A 13,008-nucleotide genomic window follows, 5' to 3' on the forward strand; every position below is an offset into this window, starting at 1 on the left:
AATTTAGGCAGTCGGAGAGGCTGCCTTATTTCCAGGCAGTGAGCCAGGCGGGAAAATCGTCCGCTGCCATGGGTGGAGCGATCAGGTAGCCCTGCACCACGTCGCAGCCCAGCCTGAGCGCGCAATCCCAGTCCTCCTGGCTCTCGATTCCCTCCGCCACGGTGCCGATGCCTAAGCTGCGGGCGAGGCGAATCGAGGAGGCCATGATGGCGCGGGCGGCCGGATCGGCGGCGGCGCCGGTAACGAAGCGGCGGTCGATTTTCAGTTCGTCGAAGGGGATGCGCTGGAGCTGTTCCAGCGAGGAATAGCCGGTGCCGAAATCGTCGATGGAGAGGCCGAAGCCCTTCAGCCGCAGCCGCGTCACCACTTCCAGCGCCGGCGCCAGATCCTGGATCAGGCGGCTTTCGGTCACTTCCAGCAGCAGGTCCTCGGCCACCAGGCCATGGCGCGCGACGGCAGCGGACACCTGATCGGGCAGTTTCAGCCTTGTGAGATCGGCGGCGGAAATGTTGATCGCCATCTGCAGCCGGTGGCCGAGCTTATGCCAGCGCACCAGGGCGGCCAGCGCCTGTTCCAGCACGGCATCGAACAAAGGCTCGGCGGCAGAGCCGGTTTCGGCGATCGGCACGAAATCCGAGGGCGGGATGACGCCGCGGCTGGGATGCTGCCAGCGCGCCAGGGCTTCCACGCCCACCACGCTGCGTTCGCGCAGCGATATCTTCGGCTGCACCGCGATGCCGATATCGCCGGCACGCAGCGCTTCCAGCAGATCGTCCTCGCTCACCGGCAAGAGCGGCGAAACCGGCTGTGCCGGCCGCTGGCCGGGCTTGAGATGCGCCAGCACCGCATCCATCTTGGCACCGGTGAGCGGCTTTTCCACCACGCCGATGATGTTCAGTTCATGGGCGCGGGCCAGCGTCTCGGCGGTGCGCAGCAGCCGGGGATTCTCGCCCGAAATCAGCGCCACCTGGCCCTGGAAATGCCGCGCGGCGAGATGCCGCAGCACCTCGATGCCATCCATCACCGGCATGTTGAGATCGAGCAGGATCAGGTCGACCGGGCGCTCGGCATTGGCCAGCGCTTCCAGCGCCTCCTGGCCATCGGCATAGGCGCTGCAATGGCCGATGCCATAGCGGCGCAGATAGGCCAGGGTCACGTCGCGCATCAGCTTGGTGTCGTCCACCACCATGACTGACAGCGAAGCGGGATCGAACCCGGACAAAACCAACCCCCAAGCCAGAGCAACGGAAAAGGCCGCCCCAGCTTAGACAAAAGCCGGATGCGGCGCTGCCGTTAAATGCGCCCCTGGTGACGCTAACGTCAAGTCATCGGGCGCTAGCGTGACTGGGAATGATATTCGTCGTTGGGTAGCATTTCGATGGCGGCGGCCATGCGGTTCGACATGTTGAAAAAGCTCGCCGTGGCGGCGATGTCCCAGATATCGCGGTCGTTCCAGCCGGCCTTGCGCAGGGCGGCACGGTCGGCCTCCACCATCTTGTCCGGCATCTCCGTCAACTTGGCGGCGAAATCCAGCGCCGCGCGCATCTTCGGGCTCAGGTCGGCGACACGGTAATTCATCACCATCTGCTCGCCGAGCTTGGGCTCGCCGGAGAGCGCGCGCACCGCCGCGCCATGGGCGGTGAGGCAGTAGTAGCAATGGTTGATCGAGCTGACCACCACGGCGATCATCTCGCGCTCGAGCTTGGAGAGGCCCGAAGGCGCCAGCATCAGCTCGTTATACATCTCGGTGAAGCCGCGCAGCTTCTTGGCATCGAAGCTGTAGCTCAGCAGCACATTCGGCACGAAGCCGAGCTTCTCGTCGCATTTCGCGAAATACGCCTGGGTGTCCGGCTCCAGCTTGGCGCGGGGCGGCACCGGAATGTTAAGCGCATGCGGCTTCGGCGCTTTGCTCTTGCTTTTACCTGTGGCGGTTTTGGCCATGATGTTTCCTCCTGGATATGGCCAAAGCCTAGAAGGTTTCCGGTTGCGGCGGAAGCGGCGGGCCAAAGGCCGCCATCCTGTTCATCGTCCCATAAATTGATCGTCATGCCCGCACTTGATGCGGGCATCTCAGCCCGATGGCCAAAGATCCTCGGGTCAAGCCCGAGGATGACGACATTATGGATAGTGGAAGTCTTAGGCTTTATCGAAGCCCTGGCGGAATCCGCCGACTTGGCCGCGATGGCGCAGCAGGTGGTCGGCGAGCACGCAGGCCATCATGGCTTCGCCCACCGGCACGGCGCGGATACCAACGCAAGGGTCGTGGCGGCCCTTGGTGAGAATGTCGGTCTCGGCGCCGAAGCGGTCGAGCGTGGCGCGCGGGTTGAGGATCGAGGAGGTCGGCTTCACCGCGAAACGCACCACGATATCCTGGCCCGATGAAATGCCGCCCAGGATGCCGCCGGCCTGGTTGCTGCTGAATACCGGCTGGCCACCGGGCCCAAGGCGCATCTCGTCGGCATTTTCTTCGCCGGTGAGTTCGGCAGACGCCATGCCGGCGCCGATCTCGACGCCTTTCACGGCATTGATGCTCATCATCGCCGCCGCCAGCTCGGCATCGAGCTTGCCGTAGATCGGCTCGCCCAGGCCCGCCGGCACGCCGGACGCCTGCAGTTCGACAATGGCGCCGACGCTGGAGCCATTCTTGCGGATGCCGTCGAGATAATCTTCCCAGGCCATGGCGGCAGTGGGATCGGGGCACCAGAAGGGGTTCTGCGTCACACTGTCCCAGCGCCAGTTGGCGCGGTCGACACCCATCTTGCCGATGCGCACCAGGGCGCCACGGATCTGCACGGCATCGCCAAGGATGGATTTCAGTACGCAGCGCGCCACCGCGCCAGCGGCAACGCGCGCCGCCGTCTCGCGCGCGGACGAACGGCCACCGCCACGGTAATCGCGGATGCCATACTTTTTCCAATAGGTGTAATCGGCATGGCCGGGACGGAACTTGTCCTTGATCTCACCGTAATCCTTGCTGCGCTGATCCTGGTTTTCGATCAGCAGCGAGATCGGTGTGCCGGTGGTGCGGCCCTCGAAGGTGCCGGAGAGAATCTTTACTTCATCGGGCTCGCGGCGCTGCGTTACGAAACGCGAAGTGCCGGGCTTGCGTTGATCCAGCCAATGCTGGATGTCGGATTCGGCAAGCGCGATGCCCGGCGGCGTGCCGTCGATGACACAGCCCAAGGCCGGGCCATGGCTCTCGCCCCAGGTGGTGACGCGGAAGAGCCGGCCGAACGTATTATCCGACATCAGTCCGCTTTCTTGCCGCCGAGGCTCTGCAGCAATTCGGCGACGGCCGGCGCCTGGTCCACCGCCACCATGCCGACGCTGTGATAGCCACTGTCGACGTGATGCACTTCGCCGGTGACGCCGCCGCCGAGATCGCTGAGCAGATAGAGGCCGGAGCCACCAACTTCATCAATGGTGACATTGCGGCGCAGTGGCGCGTTGAGTTCGTTCCACTTCAGGATATAGCGGAAATCGCCGATGCCGGAGGCGGCCAGCGTCTTGATCGGGCCGGCGGAGATGGCATTGACGCGGATGCCGCGGGGCCCAAGATCGGCGGCGAGATAGCGCACGCTGGCCTCGAGTGCCGCCTTGGCCACGCCCATCACGTTGTAATGCGGCATCACGCGCTCGGCGCCGAAATAGGTCAGCGTCACCGCCGCGCCGCCCTCACTCATCAGCTTCTCGGCGCGTTGCATCAGCGCCGTGAAGGAATAGCAGCTCACATTCATGCTGAGCGCGAAATTCTCCGGCGAGGTGTCGACATAGCGGCCCTTCAGCTCTTCCTTGTCGGCATAGGCGATGGCATGCACCAGGAAATCGAGCTTGCCCCATTCCTTCTGCAAGGTGGCGAACACCGCATCCATCGAGGCGGCATTGGTCACGTCGCATTCCATGGTCAGCTTGGCACCGATCTGGGCGGCCAGCGGCTCCACGCGCTTCTTCAGCGCATCGCCCTGGTAGGTGAAGGCCAGTTCGGCGCCCTGGGCGGCCACCGCCTTGGCGATGCCCCAGGCCAGCGAACGGTCATTGGCAACGCCCATGATCAGGCCACGGCGACCTTGCATAAGGTTACCGGCATGGGGGGCTTGCGGCTGGGACATTGCCTTCCTCGACTTATCTGAAAACAGCATAAAGACCCTGCTGCCTGCGACGCGACGCCGCAGGCCGGGCGGATAGGGCAAGATAGCCGAAAAGCGCTTGCCGCGCCAACCGTCGCCGGGGGGTGATTTAGCTTTGATTTCCGCAGTTTTCCGGGTTTGATACTGTGGCTCCACCCAGGCTTGCCGGCTTTTGCGGCACAGGCGCATAAGCGAATGTTCATAGAGCTATCGCTTGGCAGCCGGAACCCATCTTGGCACTGATCATCCTGCGCGAGCATTGGTCATGGGCATTGGCTTGCCTAAGATTACAGCGCAGGGGTGCGTGGTACAGAAAACAAGGAACACGACTATGCAGGCGGTGAGTGGCGGCGGAGCGGTAAAAGGCGGTCTCGGTATTCCGGTGATGTTGCGCATCATGGCGATCATCGCCGTGGCAGTCGGCAGCCTGTTCACCCAGATGCTGCTGGATGAGTTCGACCAGCGCGACCATGTCATGCAGGAGCGCCGCATCGCTTTGCGCCACCTGGTGGAAGTGGCCCACACCGTGGTCGAGTCCTACGCCAAGGAAGCCACTGCCGGCAGCATGACGGAAGCCGCCGCCAAGGAAGCGGCGCTGAAGCGGCTGGAGGCATTGCGCTACGAGAAGAACGAATATTTCTGGGTCAATGACATGGCCCCGGTGCTGCTGATGCACCCGTTCTCCAAGCAGCTCGTCGGCAAGGATGTGTCGACCAATGCCGATCCCACCGGCAAGCGGCTGTTCGTCGAGATGGTGCAGGTGGTACGTGCCCAGGGCGGCGGTTTCGTCGATTACATGTGGCCGAAGCCCGGCCTGGATAAGCCGGTGCCGAAGATTTCCTATGTGAAGGGCTATGCCCCCTGGGGCTGGGTGATCGGCTCCGGCGTCTATATCGACGATATCGAGGCCGAGGCGAAGCAGTCGCTGAAAGATGCGATCATTGCCGTCAGCATCAACTGCCTGGTGCTGATCGTGCTCGGCTTCCTGCTGGCGCGTTCAGTGGCCAAGCCGCTGCATGATCTCACCGGCGCGATCCTGAAACTGGCCGAGCGCCAGTGGCAGACGGCGGTGCCGCATGTCGCCAAGCGCGACGAAATCGGCGCCATCGCCCGTTCGGTGCAGGTATTCAAGCAGAATGGCCTGGAGAATGAACGGCTGCAGCAGGAGGCGGATGAACAGCGCCGCCAAGTGGAGGAGCAGCGTGCCGCCCGCGAGGCGCGCGAAGCCAAGGCGGCCGAGCAGATCGCCGACTTGGTGCAGGCGGTGGCGCAGGGCGACCTCAACCGCCGCATCAACGAGGCCGACAAGGAAGGCTTCCAGCTCACCGTCAGCAAGCAACTCAACTCGCTCACCGCGACGCTGCAGGGTGTTACCAGCGACCTCGCCCGCGTCATGCGCGCGCTCTCCAAAGGCGATCTCGGCCGCCGCATTACGGTCGAGTATCATGGCGTCTATGGCGAATTGAAGGAGTCCGCCAACACCATGGCGGAACGCTTAAGCGAATTCGCCCGTCGTCTGGCGCATTCGGCCAACCAGTTGCGTGATGCCGCCGCCGATATTTCCAGCGGCTCGGAAGATTTGGCGCAGCGCACCGAAAGCCAGGCGGCAACACTGGAAGAAACCGCTGCGGCGATGCACGAAGTCACCTCCACGGTGAAGCAGAATGCCGAGAATGCGCTCGCCGCCGACCGGCTTTCCGCCGAGGCACGGCAGACCGCGCTGCGCGGCGGCAATGTCGTCGGCGATGTCGTCGGCGCCATGGGCAAGATCGAGGACAGCGCCAAGAAGATCAGCGACATCATGGCGCTGATCGACGAAATCGCGTTCCAGACCAACCTGCTGGCGCTGAATGCTTCCGTTGAAGCGGCGCGCGCTGGCGAAGCCGGCAAGGGTTTCGCGGTCGTGGCGCAGGAAGTGCGCAGCCTGGCGCAGCGTTCGGCGAATGCCTCGAAGGAAATCAAGGCGCTGATCAGCCAGTCCAATGCGCAGGTGAAGACCGGTGCCGACCTGGCCAATCAGGCCGGCGGCGCGCTGGAAGACATCACCGGCGCGGTGCAGAAGGTCACCAGCATCATCAGCGAGATTGCGTCGGCTTCCGGCGAACAGTCGCGTGGCCTCGATGAAGTGAATAAGGCCGTCGCCAACATGGACGAAATCACCCAGCGCAATGCCGCCCTGGTGGAGGAAACCCATGCCTCGGCCCAGGCTTTGGCCAACCAGGCGCAGGAACTGGCCGAACTGGTCGGTTTCTTCAAGCTGGCGCAGCAGACTTTCGAGCAGCGTACCGCGCGGCGCATCGAGACGCGGCCGGGCGACCATGTGGTGTTGAACGGCAACCAGTTGCCTTTGCGCAACTGGAGCGCCATCGGCCTGTTGATCGGCCCGCTGAACAACGCGCCGGCGATTGGCACCAGCATGGCGCTCACCGTGGTGGTGAACACGCCGCAGCAGGTGTTCCGCTTCGCCGCCGATGCCCAGGTGGTGCGTGTGGATGGCAATTATGCCGGCCTGCGCTACACCTGTGGCGACGCCGACATGGCCCAGGAAATCCGCGCCTATTTCGCGGCGGAACGGTGAGGCTTCCTGGTCGTCATCGCCGGACTTGATCCGGCGATCTCACGCAAGGCGGGCAGAGATCCTCGGGTCAAGCCCGAGGATGACGATACTATATTCTCGTCATGCCCGCACTTGATGCGGGCATGACGTTTGTTTTAAAGCTACGCCGCCGCCAGCATCCAGGCTTCGGCCGGCGGGGCCTTGCCGTCCAGCATCGCGGCATAGACGCGGGCGAAACCATCCGGGCCGTGGCCGGTGCTGATTTTCAGCCAGCCGGCGGCGGCGCGCACGAAAGGCCGCCAGGCCGCGTCGATGCGGCTGTTCAGCCCCTCGCGGCCCCATTCCTGGCCGCGCACTTTCAGCCGGTCCGGCGCGAAGAACAGCACCGGCTTCGCACCCGGCAGGTCGGCCATGCTGGCGCGCTTGTCGCGGTGTGAGAGGCCGACCATCAGGCTGAATTTCATGTTGTCGCGGAAATGCCCATGCAGCGCGTTGCGCACCGGGCCGTTGCCGGCCATGTCGACGAACACGGCAGGTTTCGTGGCATCCAGGCTGTTGAGTGCATCGTAGCTCACCGCCGCGTCATAGCAGCCGAGCTTTTCTACGAAGCCACGATTGCTCTCGGCGGTCAGGCCGATGATGCGCGGCCGCGCCGCGCGCTGGCTGGCGGCATGGGCCAGGGCAAAGGCGGTTTTGCTCGAGGCGCTGGAAATGATCAACTGCGTCGCGCCGAAATAGCCGGCATCGGCCAACTGGTCGTCGATCAGGAATGATGTAACGTAAAGCGGCTTCAACAGTGCCTGCAGATCCTCGAAAGCGGCTTCATAGCCCGGATCAGCGGCGCAGCGCGTATAGCTGTTATAGGCGGCGGCCAGCCCGGCGCGGTGTTCGGCGGTCTCAACGAAACTCGCCGGCGTGATGCGGCCGGGCTTCAACGTGGCGTGGCTGCCCATCGGCCAATAGCCATAGATGCGCTCGCCCAGGGCCAGGCCATCGCAGCGGCTCTCGGCGATGTCGGCGAAACCCCAGACCGGCACGCGGCCCCAGGCCGGGTCGGCGGCGGGATAGAAGCGCCAATAGGCCATGCTGTCGCCCATGGCGGCGTAGGTGATGTTGTTGGCGGTGAAGGCGAAGCGGTCGATGCGGAGGCGGATTTCGCCGTCCTGCAGCGGCAGCAGCTCGTGTTCGACAATCCGCGTTACCGCGAGGTCGCCGCGCGATACCTCGAAATCCCAGGCTTTGTGAATCCCGGCTTTTGCCATGGCGCTTCCCCTTAAAGCATCGTCTTGCCCGCCGAGGCCCTTCAGGCCTGTGCGCCCACGAACGCCGTATGGCGTTCGCGCGCTTACAGTGACCCGGGCATCTTTGGGTATTGGCATGAGATGCCCGCATCAAGTGCGGGCATGACGAACTTGCTTAACGCGCATGACGCTAGGGAATATAGGCTCAGCCCAGCAGGCCCTGCAGCTTCATGGCGATGCCCATGTTTCCCTTCACCTTCAGTTTGCCCATCATGAAGGCGGTGGTGGGGTCGAGGTCGCCGCTGGCCAGGGCGAGGAAATTGTCCATCGTGATGGTGATGGTGCAATCGGCCTCGGCATCCTCGTTCGACACGGTGTTGTTCACGCCGTCGACGAACACGATGCCATCGCTGCCGAAATCGAACTTAACGGTGGCGTTCAGGCCGCTGCCGGCGGCAACGCGGCTGGACAGGTTCTGGGTGATCTGTTCGAGCGACATTGGCTTCCTCCCTTAAGTGACCCTTGAACGGTCGCGCAAGCTACCTTGACGTTTACGTTAACGTCAAGGTAGCTTCTTGTTAAATAACGAAGTGGGAGGAGCGGCCAGGATCATGGCGGGCTATCAATCGGTTTTTCGCCCCGGCCTGTTCAGCGGCCAGGTGGTCATCGTCACCGGCGGCGGCAGCGGCATCGGCCGTTGCACCGCCCATGAACTCGCCAGCCTCGGCGCCACCGTGGCCCTGGTCGGCCGCAAGCAGGACAAGCTCGATGCTGTGCTGGCGGAACTGCGCCAGGATGTGCCCGGCGTCGTGGCCGGCGGCTGGAGCTGCGATATCCGCGAGGAGGCCACTGTGGCCGCCACCGTGGCCGCTATTCTCAAGCAATTCGGCCGCATCGACGGCCTGGTGAACAATGCCGGCGGGCAGTTTCCGGCGCCGCTCAGTCAGATCAATCAGAAGGGCTGGGAAACCGTGGTGCGGAACAACCTCACCGGCGGCTTCTTGATGGCGCGGGAATGCTACACGCAATGGATGGCCGATCATGGCGGTGCCATTGTCAACATCATCGCCGATATGTGGGGCGGCATGCCCAATATGGGCCATAGCGGCGCCGCCCGCGCCGGCATGCTGAATTTCACCGAGACCGCCGCCTGCGAATGGGGCGTGAGCAATGTGCGCGTCAATGCCGTGGCGCCGGGCTGGATCGCCTCGTCCGGCATGGACACCTACCCCGACTGGATGGGGCCGGTGATCCGCTCGATGCGCGACCGCGTGCCGTTGCAGCGCTTAGGGAACGAGGCGGAAGTCTCTGCGGCCATCCTGTTCCTGCTGTCGCCGGCCGCCGCCTTCATCAGCGGCTCCTGCATCCGCGTCGATGGCGCGGTGCCGAATGCGCGGCCGAATTATCAACTGCCGAAGCACCGCAAGTCGCAGGAATATCCCGGCTTCCACCGCGCGGTGACGCCGAAGGTGCTGCAGGAGGACTAGAGCGTGGCGATCATCGAGTCCCGTATCGAGCCCGGCTCGGCAGCCTTCCAGCGCAACCGCGCCGAGATGCTGGCGCTGATCGAGCAGTTCCGCGGCCTGGAGCAGCGCGTGCGCGATACCTCCAACGCCAAGCTGCCGGTGTTCCAGAAGCGCGGCCAGCTCACGCCGCGCCAGCGCGTTGCCCATCTGCTCGACCGTGGCTCGCCTTGGCTGGAAATCTCGACGCTCTCCGGCCTCAACATGCATGACGACGATGGCGCCGAGAATATCATGGGCGGCGGCGTCATCGCCGGCATCGGCTTCGTCTCCGGCGTGCGCTGCATGGTCACGGCCTCCGACAGCGGCATCAAGGGCGGCACCACGGCGCCGATGGGCCTGGCGAAATCGCTGCGGGCGCAGGAAATCTGCCTCAAGAACAAGCTGCCGCTGATCAGCCTGGTGGAATCGGGCGGCGCCAACCTGAATTACCAGGCCGAAATCTTCGTCGCAGGCGGGCAGAATTTCGCCAACATGGCGCGCCTGTCGGCCATGGGCATTCCGCATGTGACGGTGGTGCATGGCTCCAGCACGGCGGGCGGCGCCTATCAGCCGGGGCTCTCGGATTACGTCGTGGTGGTGAAGAATCGCGCCAAGATTTTCCTCGCCGGGCCACCGCTGCTGAAAACCGCCACCGGCGAAATCGCCACGGATGAAGAACTCGGCGGCGCCGAGATGCACACCACGATTTCCGGCGTGGCGGAATACATGGCCGAGGATGATGCTGATGGCCTGCGCATCGCGCGCGAGATCATGGCCCACATCCCGTGGAATGAGCGGCTGGCGCCGAACCAGGTGAAAAGCTTCCGCGAACCGCGCTACAGCCCGGATGAACTCTGCGGCGTGGTGCCGGTTGATTACCGCAAGCCCTATGACGTGCGCGAGGTGATCGCGCGGCTGGTGGATGATTCCGATTTCGTCGATTTCAAGCCGCTCTACGGCACCCACACGGTCTGCGGCCAGGCCAGCATCCATGGCGAGGCCGTAGGCCTGATCGGCAATAACGGACCCATAGATGCACAGGGCGCGGTGAAAGCCGCGCAGTTCATCCAGCTCTGCGACCAGGCCGACATGCCGCTGGTTTTTCTGCAGAACACCACCGGCTACATGGTCGGCAAGGACGCCGAACGCAGCGGCATCGTCAAGCATGGCTCGAAGATGATCCAGGCCGTGACCAACGCGCGGGTGCCGAAGCTCACCCTGCATATAGGCGCCTCGTTTGGCGCCGGCAATTACGGCATGTGCGGCCGGGCCTATGATCCGCGCTTCATCTTCGCCTGGCCGAATAACCGCATCGCGGTGATGGGGCCGGAACAGGCTGCCGGCGTGCTCGCCATCGTGGCGGAAGAAAAATTCCGCCGCGCCGGGGCCGAGCCGGACACGGCGATGATCGAGGGCATGCGCCAGAAGGTGATCAAGCGCATGGAAAAGGAAAGCACGGCGCTCTTCGCCACCGCGCGGCTCTGGGATGACGGCCTGATCGACCCGCGTGATTCACGCCGCCTGCTGGGCTATTGCCTCTCGATCTGCCGCGATGCCGATAGGCGCGTGCTCAAATCCAACACCTTCGGCATTGCCCGGATGTAATCACGATAAAAAACAGGGACCAGAGGAAACGACGATGCAGTTGACCCATGAGCATGAAGAAATCCGCAATAACGTAAAGAAGTTCATCGAAACGGAAGTCAATCCGAACGTGGATGAGTGGGAGCGTGACGGCATTTTCCCGGCGCGCGAATTGTTCATGAAAATGGGCAAGCTGGGCTTTCTCGGCATCAACAAGCCGGAAGCCTATGGCGGCCTCGGGCTGGATTATTCCTATCACATGATGATGGTGGAGGCTTTAGGCCACACCCATTGCGGTGGCGTGCCGATGGCGATTGGCGTGCAGACCGACATGGCGACGCCGGCCCTGGCGCGCTTTGGTTCGGATGAACTGCGCAAGGAATTCCTCGCGCCCGCCATTGCCGGCGAGATGGTCACCTGCATCGGCGTTTCGGAAGCCGGTGCCGGTTCGGATGTCGCCAGCATCAAGACCACGGCGAAGAAGGATGGCGGCGACTACGTCATCAACGGCGGCAAGATGTGGACCACCAACGGCACCCAGGGCGACTGGATGTGCCTGCTGGCCAATACCGGCGAAGGCCCGGTGCATCAGAACAAGTCGCTGATCATCCTGCCGCTCAAGACCAAGGGCGTCAGCATCGCGCGCAAGCTCGACAAGATGGGCATGCGCTCATCCGACACGGCGCAGTTCTATTTCGACGATGTACGCGTGCCGCAGCGTTACCTGATCGGCCAGGAAGGCCATGGCTTCGTCTACCAGATGATGCAGTTCCAGGAGGAACGGCTCTGGGCGGCGATTTCCGGCCTGGCCGCCAAGCAGCGCTGCATCGACGACACCATCGACTATACCCGCCAGCGCAAGGCCTTCGGCCAGTCGATCCTGGATAACCAGACGGTCTATTTCCGCATGGCGGAATTGCAGACCGAGGTGGAGCTGCTGCGCTCGCTCTGCTACCGCGCCTGCGATTTGATGCTGAAGGGCGAGGATGTGACCATGCTGGCCTCGATGGCGAAGCTGAAATCCGGCCGCCTGGCGCGCGAGATCACCGATTCCTGCCTGCAATATTACGGCGGCATGGGCTTCATGAACGAAACCCTGATCAGCCGTGCCTATCGCGACACGCGGCTCGGCTCCATCGGCGGTGGTGCCGACGAGGTGATGCTGTCGATTATCGCGAAATACATGGGCATCATGCCGGGCAAGAAGAAGTGACATGAATACACTGCTGCTGGAACGCAGCGGGCCGGTTTTGCGTATCACGCTGAACCGGCCCGAGGTTAAAAACGCCATGTCGGCGCAGATGGTGCAGGAACTTGTCGCCGCTTTCACCCAGGCGCGCGACGACGATGGCATCCGTGCCGTGCTGCTGCGCGGAGCCGGCGGCGCCTTCTGTGCCGGCGGCGATATCAAGGACATGGCGGGGTCTTCCGCACCAGAGGCCGTGCAGGCGCGCAACCGCGCTTTCGGCGCCATGCTGGAACTGGCCGATCAATGCCCGAAGCCGGTGGTGGCGCTGGTGGAAGGCCCGGCGATGGGCGGCGGCTTCGGCCTTGCCTGCATCGCCGATGTGACCATTGCCGAGGCCACGGCCGGTTTCGCCATGCCGGAAGTGAGCTTAGGGATTCTGCCGGCGCAGATCGCGCCTTTCGTGGTGGCGCGCATCGGCTTCACCCAGGCCCGCCGCTTGGGCGTCACCGGTGGCCGCATCGATGGGGCTGAGGCCGTGCGCATCGGCCTGGCGCATGAGGTGGCCGAGGGTACGGAAGACCTGGAAGCCAAAGGCCGTGCGGCGCTCAATGCCATCCTGCGCTGTGCGCCCAATGCGGTCGCCACCACCAAGGCGCTGATGCGGCGTAGCCAGGGTGGCGATCTCGGCGCCACGCTGGATGCGGCAGCGGCGTCGTTTGTCGCCGCGCTGGGCAGCGTCGAAGGCCGCGAAGGCACCAAGGCGTTCGTTGAGAAGCGCAAACCCGCCTGGGCGGCAGAGGTATAG

Annotated in this window: 11 protein-coding genes; 5 read left to right on the forward strand and 6 right to left on the reverse strand. The window is 63.8% G+C overall.

Annotated elements, in window-relative coordinates; translation table 11 throughout:
* Positions 1-25 precede the first annotated feature (25 nt).
* The 4 genes from V6B08_RS03795 to fabI form a co-directional block, all read right to left on the reverse strand.
* Positions 26-1,222 (reverse strand): EAL domain-containing response regulator, encoded by a 1,197-nt coding sequence (locus V6B08_RS03795; protein ID WP_341978269.1) that lies wholly within the window; start codon positions 1,220-1,222, stop codon positions 26-28.
* 113 nt (positions 1,223-1,335) lie between these two features.
* On the reverse strand, positions 1,336-1,941 hold the full coding sequence (locus tag V6B08_RS03800) for a peroxidase-related enzyme (RefSeq protein WP_341978271.1): 606 nt from the start codon (positions 1,939-1,941) through the stop codon (positions 1,336-1,338).
* Between the two features lie 195 nt (positions 1,942-2,136).
* Complete coding sequence (gene aroC / locus V6B08_RS03805; RefSeq protein ID WP_341978273.1) at positions 2,137-3,249, reverse strand: chorismate synthase; 1,113 nt, start codon at positions 3,247-3,249, stop codon at positions 2,137-2,139.
* Entirely contained in the window at positions 3,249-4,073 is an 825-nt protein-coding gene (gene fabI, locus V6B08_RS03810) for an enoyl-ACP reductase FabI (protein WP_341978275.1), read from the reverse strand. The genes aroC and fabI overlap by 1 nt, the downstream gene beginning before the upstream one ends.
* A 385-nt stretch (positions 4,074-4,458) precedes the next feature.
* On the opposite strand from fabI, the gene V6B08_RS03815 reads away from it, so the two are divergent.
* On the forward strand, positions 4,459-6,705 hold the full coding sequence (locus tag V6B08_RS03815) for a methyl-accepting chemotaxis protein (protein WP_341978277.1): 2,247 nt from the start codon (positions 4,459-4,461) through the stop codon (positions 6,703-6,705).
* Between the two features lie 140 nt (positions 6,706-6,845).
* On the opposite strand, the gene V6B08_RS03820 is transcribed toward V6B08_RS03815, so the two are convergent.
* Both V6B08_RS03820 and V6B08_RS03825 read right to left on the reverse strand, forming a co-directional pair.
* Positions 6,846-7,946 carry a DUF2855 family protein gene (locus tag V6B08_RS03820; RefSeq protein ID WP_341978279.1) on the reverse strand — a complete coding sequence of 367 codons (1,101 nt, stop codon included), beginning with the start codon at positions 7,944-7,946 and terminating at the stop codon, positions 6,846-6,848.
* A gap of 184 nt (positions 7,947-8,130) precedes the next feature.
* Positions 8,131-8,424: an SCP2 sterol-binding domain-containing protein gene (locus V6B08_RS03825; RefSeq protein ID WP_341978281.1), complete on the reverse strand. Its 294-nt coding sequence runs from the start codon at positions 8,422-8,424 to the stop codon at positions 8,131-8,133.
* Between the two features lie 112 nt (positions 8,425-8,536).
* Here V6B08_RS03825 and V6B08_RS03830 point away from each other — a divergent pair, with 112 nt between their 5' ends.
* From V6B08_RS03830 to V6B08_RS03845, 4 genes are read left to right on the forward strand one after another with little or no spacing between them, the layout of a single operon-like run.
* Positions 8,537-9,412, forward strand: coding sequence for an SDR family oxidoreductase (locus V6B08_RS03830; protein WP_341978283.1), 876 nt, complete (start codon positions 8,537-8,539; stop codon positions 9,410-9,412).
* Between the two features lie 3 nt (positions 9,413-9,415).
* The gene (locus V6B08_RS03835; protein ID WP_341978285.1) at positions 9,416-11,035 is read left to right on the forward strand and encodes an acyl-CoA carboxylase subunit beta; all 1,620 of its coding nucleotides are present in this window, start codon (positions 9,416-9,418) and stop codon (positions 11,033-11,035) included.
* A 34-nt stretch (positions 11,036-11,069) separates the two neighbouring features.
* A complete protein-coding gene (locus tag V6B08_RS03840) occupies positions 11,070-12,227 on the forward strand; it encodes an acyl-CoA dehydrogenase family protein (RefSeq protein WP_341978287.1) in 1,158 nt (385 codons plus the stop codon).
* Position 12,228: 1 nt separating this feature from the next.
* Positions 12,229-13,008, forward strand: a complete 780-nt coding sequence (locus V6B08_RS03845; RefSeq protein ID WP_341978289.1) for an enoyl-CoA hydratase/isomerase family protein — start codon at positions 12,229-12,231, stop codon at positions 13,006-13,008.

Source organism: Ferrovibrio sp. MS7 (genome assembly GCF_038404985.1).
Classification (GTDB): domain Bacteria; phylum Pseudomonadota; class Alphaproteobacteria; order Ferrovibrionales; family Ferrovibrionaceae; genus Ferrovibrio; species Ferrovibrio plantarum.

Coding starts and splice junctions, on each gene's coding strand:
- V6B08_RS03820 (WP_341978279.1), bottom strand. CDS start 7,946: ATGGCAAAAGCCGGGATTCACAAAGCCTGGGATTTCGAGGTATCGCGC.
- aroC (WP_341978273.1), bottom strand. CDS start 3,249: ATGTCGGATAATACGTTCGGCCGGCTCTTCCGCGTCACCACCTGGGGC.
- V6B08_RS03840 (WP_341978287.1), top strand. CDS start 11,070: ATGCAGTTGACCCATGAGCATGAAGAAATCCGCAATAACGTAAAGAAG.
- V6B08_RS03845 (WP_341978289.1), top strand. CDS start 12,229: ATGAATACACTGCTGCTGGAACGCAGCGGGCCGGTTTTGCGTATCACG.
- fabI (WP_341978275.1), bottom strand. CDS start 4,073: ATGCAAGGTCGCCGTGGCCTGATCATGGGCGTTGCCAATGACCGTTCG.
- V6B08_RS03815 (WP_341978277.1), top strand. CDS start 4,459: ATGCAGGCGGTGAGTGGCGGCGGAGCGGTAAAAGGCGGTCTCGGTATT.
- V6B08_RS03825 (WP_341978281.1), bottom strand. CDS start 8,424: ATGTCGCTCGAACAGATCACCCAGAACCTGTCCAGCCGCGTTGCCGCC.
- V6B08_RS03800 (WP_341978271.1), bottom strand. CDS start 1,941: ATGGCCAAAACCGCCACAGGTAAAAGCAAGAGCAAAGCGCCGAAGCCG.
- V6B08_RS03830 (WP_341978283.1), top strand. CDS start 8,537: ATGGCGGGCTATCAATCGGTTTTTCGCCCCGGCCTGTTCAGCGGCCAG.